The sequence below is a fragment of the Streptomyces poriticola genome (genome assembly GCF_036689765.1).
In the GTDB taxonomy this organism is placed as follows: Bacteria; Actinomycetota; Actinomycetes; order Streptomycetales; family Streptomycetaceae; genus Streptomyces; species Streptomyces poriticola.
The window spans coordinates 1-17189 of the sequence record NZ_JBAGKH010000001.1 but is presented as its reverse complement, the minus strand read 5'-3'; the positions used below and the strand labels follow the sequence as shown (position 1 = coordinate 17189).

At 72.3% G+C, this 17189-nt stretch carries 15 protein-coding genes and 1 pseudogene; 10 read left to right on the top strand and 6 right to left on the bottom strand.

All coding sequences use genetic code 11. The features are described from left to right. Nucleotides 1-4 precede the first annotated feature (4 nt). The 5 genes from tpiA (at nt 5) to V5O46_RS00060 (ending at nt 4576) form a co-directional block, all read left to right on the top strand. On the top strand, nt 5-781 hold the full coding sequence (gene tpiA, locus V5O46_RS00080; protein ID WP_332882249.1) for a triose-phosphate isomerase: 777 nt from the start codon (nt 5-7) through the stop codon (nt 779-781). A 124-nt stretch (nt 782-905) separates the two neighbouring features. Further along, complete coding sequence (gene secG / locus V5O46_RS00075; protein WP_332882248.1) at nt 906-1142, top strand: preprotein translocase subunit SecG; 237 nt, start codon at nt 906-908, stop codon at nt 1140-1142. A 240-nt stretch (nt 1143-1382) separates the two neighbouring features. Further along, nucleotides 1383-1718, top strand: coding sequence for an RNA polymerase-binding protein RbpA (locus V5O46_RS00070; protein WP_119105043.1), 336 nt, complete (start codon nt 1383-1385; stop codon nt 1716-1718). A 139-nt stretch (nt 1719-1857) separates the two neighbouring features. Continuing rightward, nucleotides 1858-3510 (top strand): glucose-6-phosphate isomerase, encoded by a 1653-nt coding sequence (gene pgi, locus V5O46_RS00065; protein WP_332882247.1) that lies wholly within the window; start codon nt 1858-1860, stop codon nt 3508-3510. A gap of 112 nt (nt 3511-3622) precedes the next feature. Next, nucleotides 3623-4576 (top strand): hypothetical protein, encoded by a 954-nt coding sequence (locus tag V5O46_RS00060; protein WP_332882246.1) that lies wholly within the window; start codon nt 3623-3625, stop codon nt 4574-4576. Nucleotides 4577-4621: 45 nt separating this feature from the next. On the opposite strand, the gene V5O46_RS00055 is transcribed toward V5O46_RS00060, so the two are convergent. The 3 genes from V5O46_RS00055 to V5O46_RS00045 all read right to left on the bottom strand — a co-directional run bounded on the left by V5O46_RS00055 (nt 4622) and on the right by V5O46_RS00045 (nt 8273). Beyond that, on the bottom strand, nt 4622-6922 hold the full coding sequence (locus V5O46_RS00055) for an FtsX-like permease family protein (protein ID WP_332882245.1): 2301 nt from the start codon (nt 6920-6922) through the stop codon (nt 4622-4624). A gap of 68 nt (nt 6923-6990) precedes the next feature. Beyond that, a complete protein-coding gene (locus tag V5O46_RS00050; RefSeq protein ID WP_332882244.1) occupies nt 6991-7743 on the bottom strand; it encodes an ABC transporter ATP-binding protein in 753 nt (250 codons plus the stop codon). After that, nucleotides 7740-8273, bottom strand: coding sequence for a PadR family transcriptional regulator (locus V5O46_RS00045; protein WP_332882243.1), 534 nt, complete (start codon nt 8271-8273; stop codon nt 7740-7742). Before V5O46_RS00045 ends, V5O46_RS00050 begins: the two co-directional genes overlap by 4 nt. Nucleotides 8274-8442: 169 nt before the next feature. On the opposite strand from V5O46_RS00045, the gene V5O46_RS00040 reads away from it, so the two are divergent. From V5O46_RS00040 to V5O46_RS00020, 5 genes are all read left to right on the top strand, one after another. Next, on the top strand, nt 8443-9714 hold the full coding sequence (locus V5O46_RS00040; RefSeq protein ID WP_332882242.1) for an ABC transporter substrate-binding protein: 1272 nt from the start codon (nt 8443-8445) through the stop codon (nt 9712-9714). A gap of 131 nt (nt 9715-9845) precedes the next feature. Next, nucleotides 9846-11504, top strand: a complete 1659-nt coding sequence (locus tag V5O46_RS00035) for a glycoside hydrolase family 13 protein (RefSeq protein WP_332882241.1) — start codon at nt 9846-9848, stop codon at nt 11502-11504. 52 nt (nt 11505-11556) lie between these two features. After that, nucleotides 11557-12882 (top strand): ABC transporter substrate-binding protein, encoded by a 1326-nt coding sequence (locus V5O46_RS00030; protein WP_332882240.1) that lies wholly within the window; start codon nt 11557-11559, stop codon nt 12880-12882. A gap of 5 nt (nt 12883-12887) precedes the next feature. Continuing rightward, complete coding sequence (locus V5O46_RS00025) at nt 12888-14237, top strand: carbohydrate ABC transporter permease (protein WP_332882239.1); 1350 nt, start codon at nt 12888-12890, stop codon at nt 14235-14237. Beyond that, complete coding sequence (locus tag V5O46_RS00020) at nt 14234-15073, top strand: carbohydrate ABC transporter permease (protein WP_332882238.1); 840 nt, start codon at nt 14234-14236, stop codon at nt 15071-15073. Before V5O46_RS00025 ends, V5O46_RS00020 begins: the two co-directional genes overlap by 4 nt. 116 nt (nt 15074-15189) lie before the next feature. On the opposite strand, the gene pgl is transcribed toward V5O46_RS00020, so the two are convergent. From pgl to V5O46_RS00005, 3 genes and pseudogenes are all read right to left on the bottom strand, one after another. Then, nucleotides 15190-15978 carry a 6-phosphogluconolactonase gene (pgl, locus tag V5O46_RS00015; protein WP_332882237.1) on the bottom strand — a complete coding sequence of 263 codons (789 nt, stop codon included), beginning with the start codon at nt 15976-15978 and terminating at the stop codon, nt 15190-15192. Beyond that, nucleotides 15975-17033 carry a glucose-6-phosphate dehydrogenase assembly protein OpcA gene (opcA, locus tag V5O46_RS00010; protein WP_332882236.1) on the bottom strand — a complete coding sequence of 353 codons (1059 nt, stop codon included), beginning with the start codon at nt 17031-17033 and terminating at the stop codon, nt 15975-15977. The genes pgl and opcA overlap by 4 nt, the downstream gene beginning before the upstream one ends. After that, nucleotides 17030-17189 (bottom strand): annotated as a pseudogene (locus V5O46_RS00005) (glucose-6-phosphate dehydrogenase); the annotation flags it as partial. The pseudogene V5O46_RS00005 and the gene opcA, both read right to left, overlap by 4 nt.

Below are 17189 nucleotides of genomic sequence, written 5' to 3'. Positions count from 1 at the left end.
AAGCATGAGCACGCGCACGCCGCTGATGGCGGGCAACTGGAAGATGAACCTCAACCACCTCGAGGCCATCGCCCACGTCCAGAAGCTCGCCTTCGCCCTGGCGGACAAGGACTACGACGCCGTCGAGGTTGCCGTCCTGCCGCCGTTCACCGATCTGCGCTCCGTGCAGACCCTGGTCGACGGGGACAAGCTCAAGATCAAGTACGGTGCCCAGGACATCTCCGCCCACGACGGCGGCGCCTACACCGGCGAGATCTCCGGCCCCATGCTGTCCAAGCTGAAGTGCACCTACGTGGCGATCGGGCACTCCGAGCGACGCCAGTACCACGCCGAGACCGACGAGATCGTCAACGCCAAGGTCAAGGCCGCCTACAAGCACGGACTGACCCCGATCATGTGCGTCGGCGAGGAGCTGGAGGTCCGCGAGGCCGGCAACGCCGTCCCGCACACCCTGGCCCAGGTCGAGGGCGGTCTGAAGGACCTCACGGCCGAGCAGGCCGAGACCATCGTGATCGCCTACGAGCCGGTGTGGGCCATCGGTACCGGCAAGGTCTGCGGTGCCGGGGACGCCCAGGAGGTCTGCGCCGCCATCCGTGGCAAGATCGCCGAGCTGTACTCGCAGGATGTCGCCGACAAGATCCGCATCCAGTACGGCGGCTCCGTCAAGTCCGGCAACGTCGCAGAGATCATGGCGCAGGCCGACATCGACGGTGCCCTGGTCGGCGGCGCCTCGCTGGACGCGGACGAGTTCGTCAAGATCGTCCGCTTCCGCGACCAGTAGCAGCACCGCAGGTCGACCGGCGAGTATGCGCCGGCGGCGTTACGTCGTACCCTTGCGGGGGCATGGTGGTCCACTGCCGCCGTGCCCCCGTCGTCCGTCAGAGTCCGAGGAAGTTGGTCCAGCCGTGGTTTTGGGGTTCTCGATCACCCTGATCGTCTTCAGCCTGCTGCTGATGCTGCTGGTGCTGATGCACAAGGGGAAGGGCGGCGGCCTCTCCGACATGTTCGGTGGCGGCATGCAGTCGTCCGTCGGCGGCTCCTCGGTCGCCGAGCGCAACCTCGACCGGATCACCGTGGTGGTCGGTCTGATGTGGGTCGCATGCATCGTCGTGCTCGGCCTGCTGATCAAGGCGAACAACTGAGGCAGGCGCCGCCCGCGCGGCACGCGTCTCCGCGCTGCCGATGCGGCACGCACTTCCCTACGCAAGGCCCCATGTTCGGGTCCGCGCCGCAAGGCGCGGCCCTATCATGGGGCCTGCGCCGTCCGAGCGGTGGTAACTCTGCTCACTGGACGCGCGTTGGGCCTTACGTAGACTGAGGCGCTCGCAGCGAAGCGGAACGCCGACTCGCTTCGCGGCACCATCACGCAGGGAGTTACGACCGTGGCAAGTGGCAACGCGATCCGAGGAAGCCGGGTCGGGGCGGGGCCGATGGGCGAGGCCGAGCGCGGCGAGTCCGCGCCCCGTCTGCGCGTCTCCTTCTGGTGCTCCAACGGACACGAGACCCAGCCGAGCTTCGCCAGCGACGCACAGGTTCCCGAGACCTGGGACTGTCCGCGCTGCGGCTTCCCCGCCGGGCAGGACCGGGACAACCCGCCGGACCCGCCGCGCACCGAGCCCTACAAGACGCATCTGGCCTATGTCCGCGAGCGCCGCAGCGACGCCGACGGCGAGGCCATCCTCGCCGAGGCACTCGCCAAACTGCGGGGCGAGATCTAGGAGATGACCGGTGGCCGGGCACCCGGGCCCGGCCGCGGCCGTTTGCGCCATCGCCTTCACGTCCCCCATCCCCGTCACCCTGATCAACTAGGTTGGGACCGGCAGCAGGGACAGGCACGAGAGAAGGCTGAAGTCCGACATGAACGCAGACGGCCGTACCAGGCTCAACCAGACGCCCGAGTGGACCGCGCTGGCCAAGCACCGCGAGCAACTCGGCGACACGCATCTGCGTGAGCTGTTCGCCGCCGAACCGGGCCGCGGCACCGGCTACACCCTCCGCGTGGGCGACCTGTACATCGACTACTCCAAGCACCTCGTCACCGACGAGACCCTGCGGCTGCTGCGCGAGCTGGCCGCCGCCACCGATGTCTTCGGTCTGCGCGATGCCATGTTCCACGGCGAGAAGATCAACGTCACCGAGGACCGGGCAGTGCTGCACACCGCGCTGCGCGCCCCGGCGGACGCGGTGATCGAGGTCGACGGCGAGAACGTGGTACCCGCGGTGCACGCCGTCCTCGACAAGATGGCCGGCTTCGCCGACCGGGTCCGCTCCGGCGAGTGGACCGGCCACACCGGCAAGCGCATCAGGAACGTGGTCAACGTCGGCATCGGCGGCTCCGACCTCGGCCCCGCCATGGCCTACGAGGTGCTGCGCGCCTTCACCGACCGCGATCTGACCGTCCGCTTCGTCTCCAACGTCGACGGCGCCGACCTGCACGAGGCCACCCGAGACCTGGACCCGGCCGAGACGTTGTTCATCATCGCCTCCAAGACCTTCACCACCATCGAGACCGTCACCAACGCCACCTCCGCGCGCACGTGGCTGCTCGACGCGCTCGGTGACCCGGCCGCCGTCGCCAAGCACTTCGTCGCCCTGTCGACCAACGCGGAGAAGGTCTCCGAGTTCGGCATCGACACCGCCAACATGTTCGAGTTCTGGGACTGGGTCGGCGGACGCTACTCCTACGACTCGGCGATCGGCCTCTCCCTGATGATCGCCGTCGGCCCGGACCGGTTCCGCGAGATGCTCGACGGCTTCCGCCTCGTCGACGAGCACTTCCGCACCGCGCCCGCCGAGTCCAACGTGCCGCTGCTGCTCGGCCTGCTGGGCATCTGGTACGGCAACTTCCACGGCGCCCAGTCCCACGCTGTGCTGCCGTACTCGCACTACCTGTCCCGGTTCACCGCCTATCTCCAGCAGCTCGACATGGAGTCCAACGGCAAGCACGTCGGCCGGGACGGCCGCGAGGTCGACTGGCAGACCGGGCCCGTCGTGTGGGGCACCCCCGGCACCAACGGACAGCACGCCTACTACCAGCTCATCCACCAGGGCACGAAGCTGATCCCGGCCGACTTCATCGGCTTCGCCGAGCCGGTGGCCGAGCTGAGCGACGAACTCAAGGCGCAGCACGACCTGCTGATGGCCAACTTCTTCGCCCAGACGCAGGCACTCGCCTTCGGCAAGACCCCGGACGAGGTGCGGGCGGAAGGCGTGCCCGAGGAACTGGTGCCGCACAAGACCTTCAAGGGCAACCACCCGACGACCACCGTCCTCGCCCGCGAGCTGACGCCGTCCGTCCTCGGCCAGCTGATCGCCCTGTACGAGCACAAGGTGTTCGTACAGGGCGCCGTGTGGAACATCGACTCCTTCGACCAGTGGGGCGTCGAGCTCGGCAAGGTGCTGGCCAAGCGGGTGGAGCCGGCGCTGACCGAGGGCGTGGACGTACCCGGACTGGACGCCTCCACCCGGGCACTCGTCACGGCCTACCGGGAGCTGCGCGGCCGGGCCTGAGGCGTCCGGCGGCACGGTTACGGGGGAGCGGCGGACCCGCGCCGGGCCGCTCCCCCGGGGCCTGCCCTATACTCGCCGCGATCATGAATGCGGTGACTCGGGGGAGGACAACATGACTGGTTCGCCAGGGAGTTGGACGGGCGGAGGGCTGTCGGCGAGGGAGCTGCTGCGGCCCAAGCACGCGGCGCGCGCCGCGTTCCACCCGGCCTGGATCCCGGAATCCGTCGATCCGTCGGTCGAACAGCTCAAGCGGGTCCGGCTGATCGCCGGAACCATCGCCGCGGTCGGCGTCTACACCTTCGTCGAGGGAGGTTTCGCCTTCGAGGAGATCCTGGAGAACATGCTGACCGCGTCCCTCGTCCTGCTGCTCATCACCCCGTTCACGGTCGGGCTGATGCTGTGGGTGTGGCGGCGTGGCGGCACCGTACGGGCGCTGCGAACCCCGCTGCTCAACTCGCTGAAGCTGCTGCTGCTCTTCGTCGGCTGCATCGTGCTCACGGTCTTCCTGCTGCAGACGGCCCCCGCCACCGGCATGTGGATCCTGCTGCTCGGACCACTGGCGCTCTGGATGGTCGTCTTCGTGGCCCGCGGGGCGGTGCACGTCTCCGGCAACTTCTTCGGCACCGCGGGTGTCCACCGCTCTCTGCCGCCGCTGCTCGCGACCGTGACGACCTGGCTGATGGCCCTCCCCGACCTGCTCACCGGAGATCTGCACGGCCTCGGTCTCACCCTGGGCATCGTCTTCATCCTCGGCGCTCCGGTCACGGTCACCGGCATCGCGCTGCTGGAGGCGGGCCGGCTGCGCCGCCGCTACGGCATCCGGCTGCGGGCCCACCCGGCGACCCTGCCGCCGCTCCCGGGCCCGCCCCCGCCGACGGCACCCCCGTACCTGCCGCCGCAGGGCAACCCGTACGGTCAGCCCTACCCGCCGCCGCGCGGGTACGCGTACCCGCCACCGCCGCAGGGCAACCCGTACGGTCAGCCCTACCCGCCGCCCCAGGGGAATCCGTACGGGCAGCCGCAGGGCCGGCGCCCGCAGAACCCCTACGACCCGTACTTCCCCTGACCTTCCGAGCCTCCACGGCCTCCGCAGCCCGGCTCCGCCGTCCGGTCAGGCCACCGCGCCGAGCGTGTCCGCGAGCCGACGGCGGGCCGCCCGGGAGGCCGGCAGCGCGGCCAGCGCCGCCGCGCCCAGCACGGCCCCCGCGCCCAGCGCGAGCAGCAGCACGGGGGAGGGACTGCGGGCGATCCCGGCGCCGATGCCGCTGGAGGCGCCCTGGGCGTCGATCAGCCGGCGGGCGAGCGGCAGCCCGACGGCCGTGGCGGTGAGCACCGCCGCCAGTGCCGTCAGACCGGTGGCGACGACCGTGACGGCGGTGATCTCGCGCGCGGACAGGCCCACTGCCCTCAGCGCCAGGAGATCCCGTTCGCCCTCGCGGACCGTGCCGCCGATCGCCGTGAGCAGCTCGATCAGCCCGATCAGCGCCAGCACGGCGATCAGCCCGAGGACCACCCCGCGCAGCGGCGACAGCCCGTCCGCCGGATTGGTCACGGTGTGTACGTCCAGCCGGCCCTGCCCGGTCTCCGCGAGCCGCTCGGCCACCTCGTGCGGATCGGCGCCGGGGGCCAGCCTGACCTGGTGCAGGGTGGGGCGGAGTCGCGGGTCGTTCTGGCGGAGGGTGTCGAGGGAGGTCGACACCACCCGCCCGGCGTTCTCCGGCTCGATGCTGCGCCCCACGATGTGCAGGATCTGCGGCTGGTCGCCCACGGTCATCCGCACCCAGTCGCCGACCCGCACCTGCAGCAGGTCCAGCAGCCCCTGCCCGGCCACGGCCTCGTCCGGACCGCGCGCGGCCCGGCCCTCGGCCAGGGCGTACGGATACGGGTCCGCGCGGGTGCCCAGGCCGCGCAGGGCGATGGTCGCCGTCTGGCCCGGTACCAGCGCGGCCACCTCCACGCCCGGGTAGGCGGCGGCGACCTGCGGATCGCGCTCCAGCATGGCGCGTACGTCCGCGTCGCCGAGACCGGCCTCGGCGCGCACGGTGAGCGCCGCGGGCAGGCCGATCTGCTCGGGGTCACGGTGGAAGCGGTCGATGGTGGTCCAGGCGCTCACCGCCACCACGATCAGCAGCAGCGGCAGCGCCAGCCGGGCGACCGTCGCGGGGGAGCGGGTACGCCGGGTGAACGCGGTGCGCCAGCCCAGCACCACGGGCGCCGGCACCCGCAGTCCCCGCACCCGCAGCCCGAGCGCCCCCCGGGCCAGCGCGGACAGCCGTCCACCGCCCGCCGCCGCCGGACGCGGCACCGGCACGGGCGGCACCCGCCCCGCCCGCCAGGCGGCGAGCCCGGTGGTCGCCCCGATGAACAGCACCGCGCCCGCCGGTACCGCGAGCAGTGCGACGGGGTGCCCGGGCAACCCCTGCCACACCCCGACCGCGTCCCCGAGCCGCCCCGGCACCAGAGTGCCCGCGGCCTGCACGAGCGCGGCACCGGCCACCGCGCCCAGCAGCGCATACGCCACGTGCTGGAACAGGAACACCCGGACCACCTGGCCGGGCGTGAACCCGATCGCCTTCAGCACCGAGATGTCCCGCAGATGCCCGCGGATACGGGTGCCGATCGCCCCGTGCACGGCCAGCCCGGCGGCGAGCAGCGCGCCCAGCCCGAACAGGCCCAGCACCTGCCCGAGCAGCCGGTTGTCGCCCTGCGCCTCGGCGCGCGCCTGCTCCCAGGTGGCGACCTGCCCGATCGCCCCGGCGCCCAGCACGGTCACCGCCCGCTGCACCGCGTACCCGGTGTCGTCCGGGTCGGTCAGCCGCAGCCCGACCACCTGCCCGCCGGGGTCGGGCACGGCCGACGGCGCTGCCCACACCAGGCCCGGCCGCTCCCCGGGGCGGTAGCGGCGCTCGGGGCTCTCGGCGATGCCGAGCACCGTCAGTTCACGGGCCGTGCCGGGCAGGGTGAGGACGTCGCCGGGCTGGGCCAGCAGGGCGCGGGCCAGCCGGCTCTCCAGCACCACGCCGTCGGGGGCCGCCGGGTCCAGCCAGGTACCGGCGCTGAGCAGCGGGCGGCCCACGGCGGGCCGGTCGGCGGTGCCGCGCAGCTCGACGGAGGCCCGGGTGCCGCGGGCGGAGGCGACGGTGGCGGGGGCGGCCGGGTAGGGGCCGGCGACCGACTCGACGCCGTCCAGCCCGCCCAGCCTCCCGGTGTCGGCGCCGGGGGTGGTGTGCAGCCAGACATGGGCGCCGTGCGCCTGGGTGAAGACCCGCTGCCACGGGTTGGTGGCATAGCCGAACAGGGCGGTGGCCAGCAGCAGCGAGGCGACGACGCCCGCGGTGGCGAGGACCAGGAACAGCGCCTCGCCGCGGTGGGTGCGCAGATCGGAGTGGGCCCAGCGGAGAGCGGCTCGCACGGGTCCCTCACCCTCTCCGCGCGCGACGGCCGTATCCCGGCACGTCGGTCCTCGACGTCACCGGCATGTCAGTCCTTCAGCTCCAGCACCCCGGAGGCGCCGGGGCGGCGCGGCGCCGGGGCGCCGTCCAGTTCCGCGTCGTCGGCGATCCGCCCGTCGAAGAAGCTGATCACCCGGTCCGCGGAGCTCGCAAGCCGGGCGTCATGGGTGACCAGCAGGATCGTCTGGCCGCGCCGGTGGAAGCGGGACAGCAGCCGCATCACCTCGCGGGTGCCCCTGCTGTCCAGGCTGCCCGCGGGCTCGTCGGCCAGCAGCAGCGGTGGATGGTTGACCAGCGCCCGGGCCAGGGCGACGCGCTGCTGCTCGCCGCCGGACAGCTCACCGGGCATGCTGCGCTCCTTGCCCGCCAGGCCCAGCTCGGCGAGCAGTTCCTCCCGCTCGGCGCGGGCCCGCTTCGGCGGCACCCCGGCGAGCAGCGCGGGCAGCTCGACGTTGTCGGCGACGGACAGGTTCGACACCAGGTTGAAGAACTGGAAGACGATCCCGATGCGCTTCCTGCGCTCCACCGCCCAGCGTGCCTCGGACCAGCCGTCCGTGTCCGCGCCGTCCAGCCAGATCCGGCCGGCGTCCGGCCGCTGCAGTCCGCCCAGCAGATGCAGCAGCGTCGACTTGCCGGCCCCGGACGGTCCGGTGACCGCGACGAACTCGCCGCGCCGCACACCCAGCCCGACACCGCGCACGGCGTGCGCGGGCGCGCCCTCGCCGTGGTGCGTCTTGACCAGGCCCTCGGCGCGCAGCACGGGAGCGGTGACCTTGCTCACTGCAGCTCCTCCAGCTCTTCCAGCTCCTCCAGCTCCTCCTGGCACCGTTCCAGCCAGTCGAGGTCCGCCTGGAGGTGCAGCATCGCGCCCTCGATCAGCAGCTGTGCGATGCGGTTGTCCCGGTCTTCGGCGGCGGCCAGCTTCGACAGCTGCCGCATGGTGTTGAGGTACTGCCGCCGCTGCCGGTTGATGAGGGCCATCTGGTCGGCGAGACCGGTCTGCGGGGCGAGCGCGAGCTTCATGAAGAACTCGTCCCGCACCCGCGGCTCGTCCGCCGCCTCCTCGTACCAGACGCGCAGCGCCTCCCGACCGGCGTCGGTGAGGTGGTAGACCTTCTTGTTGGGCCGGCTCGACTGCTCGACGTCCTCGCCCTCGATCAGTCCCGATTTCTCGAGGCGGCCGAGGGTGACATAGATCTGGCCGACGTTCGGCTGAGGGTACGCCGCACCCAGCAGTTGCTCAAGGTCCTGCTTCAGCTCGTAGCCGTGGGCCGGGCCACGGGCGAGAAGGGCCAGGAGGGGCAGGCGCACTCGGCGGTCCTCCTGTTCTCGTCATGCTGTTCTCGTCGTGTGCCGCAGGCCCTAGTATCCCGCATACCTAACCGGTATACATGGCTCGGTCCGGGCAACGGAGCCCGGTGCCGGTGCCCGCCGTGCACCCGGCGCACCGAAACGTACGACGTCGTACTGGGAGGAACCTATGCGGTGGATACGTGCCGCCGGAAGGGGCCTCCTCGTCCTCGTCGTGATCATGACCGGCTATGCCGCCTCCGGTGCCCGGGCCCACGAGGGCTCCGCGGACGGCCGCGGACCGCTCACCCTGGCCACCGCCGGCGACCTCACCGGCTATCTGGGGCCGCTGCTCGAGGGCTGGAACCGCACCCACCCCGACGAGCGGGTCACCCTCGTCGAGCTGCCCGACTCCGCCGACGAGACCCGGGCCCAGATGGCCACCGACCTGCGCGACGGCGACCGCCACCGGTTCGACGTCCTCAACATCGACGTCAACTGGACCCCGGAGTTCGCCGCCGCCGGCTGGATACGCCCGCTGCCCCGCGACCGCTTCCCGCTGGGCAGTTTCCTGCCCCCGGTCGTCGACACGGCGACGTACGACGGCCGGCTGTACGCCGTGCCGTACGTCACCAATGCCGGGCTGCTGCTCTACCGCAAGGACGTCCTCGCCGCCGAGGGCGTCGAGCCGCCGCGCACCTGGGCCGAGCTGGAGCGGCAGGCGCGGACCCTGGCCCCGAAGCACGGACTCGAGGGCTACGCGGGCCAGTTCCTGCCCTACGAGGGCCTCACCGTCAACGCCGCCGAGGCCGTCTACTCGGCGGGCGGCTCGATCCTCGGCGACGAGGGCGAGCGGGTCACGGTCGACTCCGCGGCGGCCCGGGAAGGCATCGGCTTCCTGGTGCGCGGGGTGCGCGAGGGCTGGATTCCGCAGGCGGCGCTGACCTACAAGGAGGAGGAGTCCAAGCGGGCCTTCCAGGACGGCCGCCTGCTCTTCCTGCGCAACTGGCCCTACGCCTACGTCGGCGCCTCCGCCCCGGGCTCGCCGCTGGCCGGCAAGGTCGGCGCCGTACCGCTGCCCGGCCCCGACGGCCCCGCGACGAGCGTCCTGGGCGGCTCCAACCTCGCCGTCAGCGCTCACGCCCGGCACCCCGACTCCGCGGCCCGGCTGCTGGCGTACCTCACCAGCGAGCCCGTCCAGCGCCAGGTCCTCACCCGCGGCGCGCTGCCGCCGGTGCGGGCCGACCTGTACGAGGATCCGGAGCTGGTCCGTGCCTTCCCCTATCTGCCGACCCTGCGCGAGAGCGTGCTGGCCGCCGCGCCGCGCCCCAAGAGCCCGCACTACGACCAGGTCAGCCTGGCGGTGCAGGCGGTCGTGCACGACGCGATGACCGGGCACGAGACGCCCGAGAGCGCCGTGCGGCGGCTGGCGAGGGAGCTGGCGGCGATCTCCCGCCGCTAGTTACCTGTTAGGTAACGCCAGAGTCTCATTCATGGGCAGAATGTCCGTATTTCACCCACTCTGCCATCCCTAACTCACCGGTAGTTTCTGTCTGTTCGTTGACACCCGCGCGACACCGCTACTTAACATGCATGCATAACAGTCAGCTCGAACAGACAGGCCAACGGGTGAACACGCACGACTGGTGGCGGGACGCGGTGATCTACCAGGTCTACGTCCGCAGCTTCCTCGACAGCACCGGAGACGGCGTCGGCGATCTCGCCGGTGTCCGCGCCGGACTGCCGTACCTGCGCAAGCTCGGCGTGGACGGGATCTGGCTGAGCCCCTTCTACCCCTCGCCGCAGCACGACCACGGCTACGACGTCGCCGACTACTGCGGCGTCGACCCGCTCTTCGGTGACCTCGCCGAGTTCGACCGGCTGGTCGCGGCGGCCCGGCGGCTCGGCATCCGGGTCCTGCTGGACATCGTCCCCAACCACTGCTCCAGCGACCACCCGTGGTTCCGCCGTGCGCTCGCGGACGGCCCCGGCAGCCCGGCCCGCGCCCGCTTCCACTTCGCCGACGGGCGCGGACCGGACGGCTCCGAACCGCCCAACAACTGGCACGCCATGTTCGGCGGCCCCGCCTGGACCCGGGTCACCGAAGCCGACGGCCGGCCCGGCCAGTGGTACCTGCACATGTTCACGCCGGAGCAGCCGGACTGGAACTGGCGCGTGCCCGAGGTCGCCGCCGAGTTCGACCGGACACTCCGCTTCTGGCTCGACCGGGGCGCCGACGGCTTCCGCATCGACGTCGCCGCCGGCCTCTTCAAGCACCCCGAGCTGCCGGACTCCCCGGACCCGGAGGCCGACGCCCGCACCCGCGACTCGGTCAACCCGCTCGCCTGGAACCAGCCCGAGGTGCACGGCGTGTGGCGCCACTGGCGCGCGATATGCGAGGAGTACACCGCCCGCGACGGCCGCGAACGCCTGCTCGTCGGAGAGGTGTCCGTCCCCTCCGCCCGCGAGCACGCCCGCTATGTCCGCGCCGACGAGCTCCACCAGGCGTTCTTCTTCGACCTGCTCGGCGCCCCCTGGGACCCCGACGCCTTCCGCAAGGTCATCTCCGAGGCCATGCAGGACATCGCCGGCACCGGCTCGACCGTCACCTGGGTCCTCAACAACCACGACCAGGTCCGCACCGTCACCCGGTACGGCGAACCCGCCCCCGGCGGCAGCGGCCTCGGCGCCGCCCGCGCCCGCGCCGCCGCGCTGCTGATGCTGGCGCTGCCCGGTGCCGCCTACATCTACCAGGGTGAGGAACTGGGGCTGCCCGAGGTCGTCGACCTGCCCGACGACGTGCTCACCGACCCGATCTTCCGCCGCACCGGCAGCCGGGCCCGGATCCGCGACGGCTGCCGGGTGCCGCTGCCCTGGTCCGGGCAGGCCTCCCCGTTCGGCTTCACCTCCGGCGCCGGGAGCGCCAAGCCGTGGCTGCCGCAGCCGGAGTACTTCGCCGAGTACGCCACCGACCGGGCGCTCGCCGACACCCGCTCCTTCTGGCACCTGTACCGCGACGGCCTCCAGCTCCGCTCGGAGCTGCCCCAGCTGGGCGAGGGCACACTGCGCTGGCTGGACAGCGCGCCCGACGTCCTCGCGTTCGTCCGCGGCGACGGCCTGGTCTGCGCCGTCAACTTCGGCACCGCCGCCACGACCGCACCCGTCCCCGGTACCCCGCTGCTGGCCAGCGGCCCCTGCCCGGCCGGGGAACTGCCCGGCTCCACCGCGGCCTGGTGGATCACCGACGCCTGAACCGCGGCAGACCTCCGAACCGCGTCAACCCACACCCGAAGGGACATCAACGATGATGAGACGACGTACCACCCTGCTCACCGGCTGCACCGCCCTCGTGCTCGCCCTCGGCGCCACCGCCTGCGGCGGCGGGCCCGTCAGCGCCGGCGGCGGCGACAAGCCGCTCGGCGGGCAGACCGTCACCGTGGCCGGTGTCTGGTCCGGCGCCGAGCAGGAGAACTTCCAGAAGGTGCTGGACGCCTTCGCGGAGAAGACCGGCGCCGAGACCGAGTTCGTCTCCACCGGCGACAACGTCTCCACCGTCGTCGGCAGCAAGATCGAGGGCGGCAACGCCCCCGACGTGGTGATGGTCCCGCAGGTCGGCGTGCTCAAGCAGTTCGCCGAGGCCGGCTGGCTCAAGCCGCTGTCCGACACCACGCAGAAGTCGGTGTCCGCCAACTACGCGAACGTGTGGAAGAACTACGGCAGCGTCGACGGCACCCTCTACGGCCTGTACTTCAAGGCAGCCCACAAGTCGACCGTCTGGTACAGCCCCGACGCCCTCACCCAGGCCGGGGTGCAGCCGCCGAAGACCTACGACGAGATGCTGAGGGCCGGACGCACCGTCTCCGACTCCGGCCTGGCCGCCTTCGCGGTCGCCGGACAGGACGGCTGGACCCTCACCGACTGGTTCGAGAACGTCTACCTCTCCCAGGCCGGGCCCGAGAAGTACGACGCCCTCGCCGCCCACGAGCTGAAGTGGACCGACGCCAGCGTGGTCGAGGCGCTCACCACGCTCGGCGAGCTCTTCCGGGACGAGCAGCTCGTCGCCGGCGGCCAGAAGGGCGCGCTGACCACCGACTTCCCCGGCTCGGTGGAGAAGGTGTTCGGCCCCGAGCCCGAGGCCGGCATGGTCTACGAGGGCGACTTCGTCGCCGGTGTCGCCAAGGACCAGTTCGGCAGGTCGATCGGCGAGGACGCCGACTTCTTCCCGTTCCCGGCGGTCGACGGCGGCGAGGCGCCCGTGGTCAGCGGCGGCGACGCGGCCGTCGTCCTCAAGGACGGCAAGAACGCCGAGGCCGGAATGGCGCTCCTGGAGTACCTCGCCACTCCGGAGGCCGCCGCCGTGTGGGCCGGGGCGGGCGGCTTCCTCTCCCCGAACCAGAAGCTCGACGCCGCCTCCTACGGCGACGACGTCACCCGGGCCACCGCCGAGTCCCTGGTCCAGGCCGGTGACTCGGTCCGCTTCGACATGTCCGACCAGGCCCCCGCGGCCTTCGGCGGCACCAAGGGCGCCGGCGAGTGGAAGATCCTGCAGGACTTCCTGCGCGACCCGTCCGACCCGAAGGCGACCGCGGCGGAGCTGGAGGCCGCCGCGGCCAAGGCTTACGGGAACTGACGGTCATGACCGCCACCCTGCTCAAAGAGGCGCGACCGCCCGCCGCCGGCACCGGACGCCCACGGCGTCCCCGCCGGCGCGGGCGGGCCGCCGCCGTCCTCTTCGCCCTGCCCGCACTGCTCCTGCTGGGCGCGCTGGTCGTCTACCCGGTGCTGTTCTCGGTCGGGCGCAGCCTCTTCGACGCCTCCGGGACCCGGTTCGTCGGCGGCGAGAACTACGCCGAGATGTTCCGCGACCCGGCCACGCTCAAGGCCATCCGCAACACCGCGATCTGGGTCGTCGTGGCCCCCGCCCTGCTGACCGGACTCGGACTGATCCTCGCCGTCCTGGTCGAGAAGATCCGCTGGGCCACCGCCTTCAAGCTGCTGCTGTTCATGCCGATGGCGGTGTCCTTCCTGGCCGCGGGCATCATCTTCCGGCTCGCCTACGACGAGGACCCGGACAAGGGCGTGCTCAACGCGGCCGTCGTCGGTGTCCACGACGCCTTCGCGGGCACCTCCGGCTACCCGACGGCACGGCCCCGTGACGGCCAGGGACTGACCGAGGAGGCCGACGGCTCCTACCGCGCGGACGCGGCACCCGGGCGGACGGTGTCCCTCGGGCTGGTCGGCGTACGCCCGGACGACCTGCCGTCCGGCGCCGAGCCGGCCTACGGGGCGGCGCGGGCCGGCGCCGCAGCCGATGAACTGCGCGGTGTCGTCTACCTGGACTTCACACCCGGCGGCGGAGGGGAGCAGGGGACGGTCGACCGGGAGGAGAGCGGGCTCCCCGGGATGACGGTGGAGGCGGTGCGCGACGGCAGGACGGTCGCCACGACGACCACCGCCGCCGACGGCTCCTTCCGCTTCGGGGGACTGGACGGCGCCGGGTACACCGTGAAACTCCCCGCGGGGAACTTCGCCCCGCCGTACGACGGCGTCTCCTGGCTCGGCCCGGCCCTGGTCACCCCGGCGATCATCGGGGCCTACCTGTGGATCTGGACCGGGTTCGCGATGGTGCTGATCGGCGCCGGCCTGGCCTCGCTGCCGCGGGACGCGCTGGAGGCGGCGCGGATGGACGGCGCCAACGAGTGGCAGATCTTCCGGAAGATCACCGTGCCGCTGCTGGCGCCGGTGCTCACCGTCGTCTTCGTCACCCTGGTGATCAACGTGATGAAGGTCTTCGACCTCGTCTACATCATCGCGCCCGGCCCGGTGCAGCAGGACGCGACCGTGCTCGCGACACAGATGTGGCTGGTGTCGTTCGGCGGCGGCAACAACCAGGGACTCGGCAGCGCGCTCGGCGTACTGCTCCTGCTGCTGGTGGTCCCGGCCATGGTCTTCAACGTCCGCCGCTTCCGAAGGAGCCAGCGATGAACGCCCTCAGGAGATGGGTGGGCAACGGAGTCGTCCAGGCTTTCCTGGTGCTGGTCGGCCTGGTCTGGATGACCCCGCTGGCCGGGCTGTTCCTGTCCTCCCTCCGGTCCGCCGAGGACACCGCGAAGGGCGGCTGGTGGACGGCGCTGGCCGCCCCCGGCCAGCTGTCCTTCGACAACTACTCGGCGCTGCTGCAGAACGCCGGCATCACCCAGGCCTTCTGGAACACCGTGCTGATCTCGGTGCCGACCACGGTGCTCGTGGTGGTCGTCGCCGCGCTCGCCGGGTACGCCTTCGCCTGGCTGGACTTCCCCGGCCGGGACGCGGTCTTCCTGGTCGTCGTCGCGCTGCTGGTGGTACCCGTGCAGATCGGCCTGCTGCCGGTGGCCAAACTCTTCGGCCAGCTCGGCCTGTTCGGCACCATCCCGGGCGTGGTGCTCTTCCACGTCGCCTACGGGCTGCCGTTCGCCGTGTTCCTGCTGCGCAACTACTTCGCCGAGATACCGAAGGAGATGCTGGAGGCGGCCCGGATGGACGGGGGAAGCGAGTGGCGGATCTTCACCCGGCTGGTGCTGCCCGTGGGCCGTCCTGCCATCGCCAGCCTCGCCATCTTCCAGTTCCTGTGGGTGTGGAACGACATGCTGGTCGCGCTGCTGTTCGCGGACAGCTCCGCCCAGCCGCTCACCGTGGAACTCCAGTCCCAGATCCGGCAGTTCGGCAGCAACATCGACGTACTCGCCCCGGGCGCGTTCCTGTCCCTCATCGTCCCGGTGGCCGTGTTCTTCGCCTTCCAGCGGCACTTCGTGCAGGGGGTGATGGCGGGGTCGGTGAAGTAGGCCCCCGCCCGCCCGGAGACCTCGTGTGCTCCCGGCGGGCGTTGACGACCCGGGCCTCCGCCCTCGGGGACCCGGCAGCCCGCGCCGCCGTCAGCAACGACGTGCGCGAGAAGCTCCTACGGCGACGCCGGCGGGTACAGCCCCCGGGGGAGTCGGGACGCCGCTGCCGCGTCCAGGAGCCACAGGGTGCGGGCGCGGCCCCGGGCGCCCGCTGCCGGGGCCTGGATCTCCCCCGCGCCGGAGAGGGCGATCGCCGCGGCCCGCGCCTTGTCCTCGCCGGCCGCCAGCAGCCACACCTCGCGGGCCGCGCGGATCGCCGGGAGAGTGAGCGTCACCCGGGTCGGTGGCGGCTTGGGGGAGCCGTGCACGCCGACCACCATGCGCTCGGTCTCGCGTACCCCGGGCAGTTCGGGGAAGAGCGAGGCGACATGCGTGTCCGGGCCGACGCCGAGGAGCAGGACGTCGAAGGTCGGCACGGCCGCGTGGTTCTCCGGGCCTGCGGCCCGGGCCAGCGCCTCCGCGTAGGAGGCCGCCGCCGCGTCCGCGTCCGCGCCGTACGGGCCGTCCGACGCCGGCATCGCATGCACCCGCTCCGGGTCCAGCGGCACCGAGTCGAGCAGCGCCTGCCGGGCCTGGGTGACATTGCGGTCCGGATCGCCCTCCGGGAGGAACCGCTCGTCGCCCCACCACAGGTCCAGGCGGCCCCAGTCGACCGCGTCCCGGGCCGGTGACGAGGCCAGCGCCGCCAGCAGGCCGTTGCCGTTGCGTCCGCCGGTCAGCACCACGGACGCGTGGCCGCGGGAGGCCTGGGCGTCCACCACCTTGGTGATCAGCCGGGCCGCGGCGGCCTCGGCCATCAGCTCCTTGTCCCGGTGCACCACCAGCTGGGGAGTGTGTGCGCTCACTTCGCCGCCGCCTTCCTCACCGGCGCCGTCTCCTGCGCCGCGTACTTCGCGGGAGCTTTCGCAGCCGTCTCGACGGGAGCGGGGACCGCGAGGGGTTCCCGGTCGGCGTCTCCACCGGCTCCTTTGGCCGGGCCGTTCAGCCGGTCCACGCCGTAGCGCAGCGCCGACGCGTAGGTGTCGTCCGGGTCCAGCCGGCGCAGCTCCTCCGCGATCAGCTCGGCGGTGTCCCGCCGCTTGAGCGCCACCGCGCGGTTCGGCTGGCCCTGGATGGAGAGGTTGGCCAGGGTGCCGTCGCCGCGGTCGAGGGCGATCGGTCCGCAGTCCGTGTCCAGGCGTACCGCCGTAAGTCCGGGACCGGTGGACACCGACCGCTCGACGGGCACCTGGAGCCGGTCGGCGAGCCACATCGCCAGCAGCTCGCAGCTGGGGTTGAACTCCTCGCCCTCCACCTCGACGCCCTGCACCTCGCAGGTGACCTGGTCGAGTGCCGCCGCCAGCATCGAACGCCACGGTGTGATCCGGGTCCAGGACAGGTCGGTGTCGCCGGGCGTGTAGTTGCCGGCCCGGGCGATCAGCTCCTCCACCGGCTGCTCGCAGGCGTAGGTGTCGGTGACCCGGCGCTGCGCCAGCGCGCCCAGCGGGTCGCTGGCCGGGTCCAGCGGTGCGTTCACCGGCCACCACACCACCACCGGCGCGTCCGGCAGCAGCAGCGGCAGCACCACCGACTGGGCGTGCTCGACGACCTCGCCGTGCAACCGCAGCACCACCGTCTCGCCGGTCCCGGCGTCCGCGCCGAGGCGCACCTCGGCGTCCAGCCGTGACCGGGTGCGGTCCCGGGGGGAGCGGGAGACCCGCTTGATGACGACGAGGGTGCGCGAGGGGTGCTCGTGCGAGGCGTCGCCGGCCGCCTTCAGCGCGTCGTAGGCGTTCTCCTCGTCCGTGACGATGACCAGGGTGAGGACCATGCCGATGGCCGGGGTGCCGATGGCCCGGCGGCCCTGTACCAGCGCCTTGTTGATCTTGCTGGCCGTGGTGTCCGTGAGGTCGGTCTTCATGGCCGGCGCCAGCTCCGTCCGTCTCGCTCGAGCATGTCGTCCGCCTCGACCGGACCCCAGGTCCCGGCCGGGTAGCGGGCCGGAGCGCCGTGCCCGTCCCAGTACTCCTCGATCGGGTCGAGGATCTCCCAGGACAGCTCGACCTCCTCGGTGCGC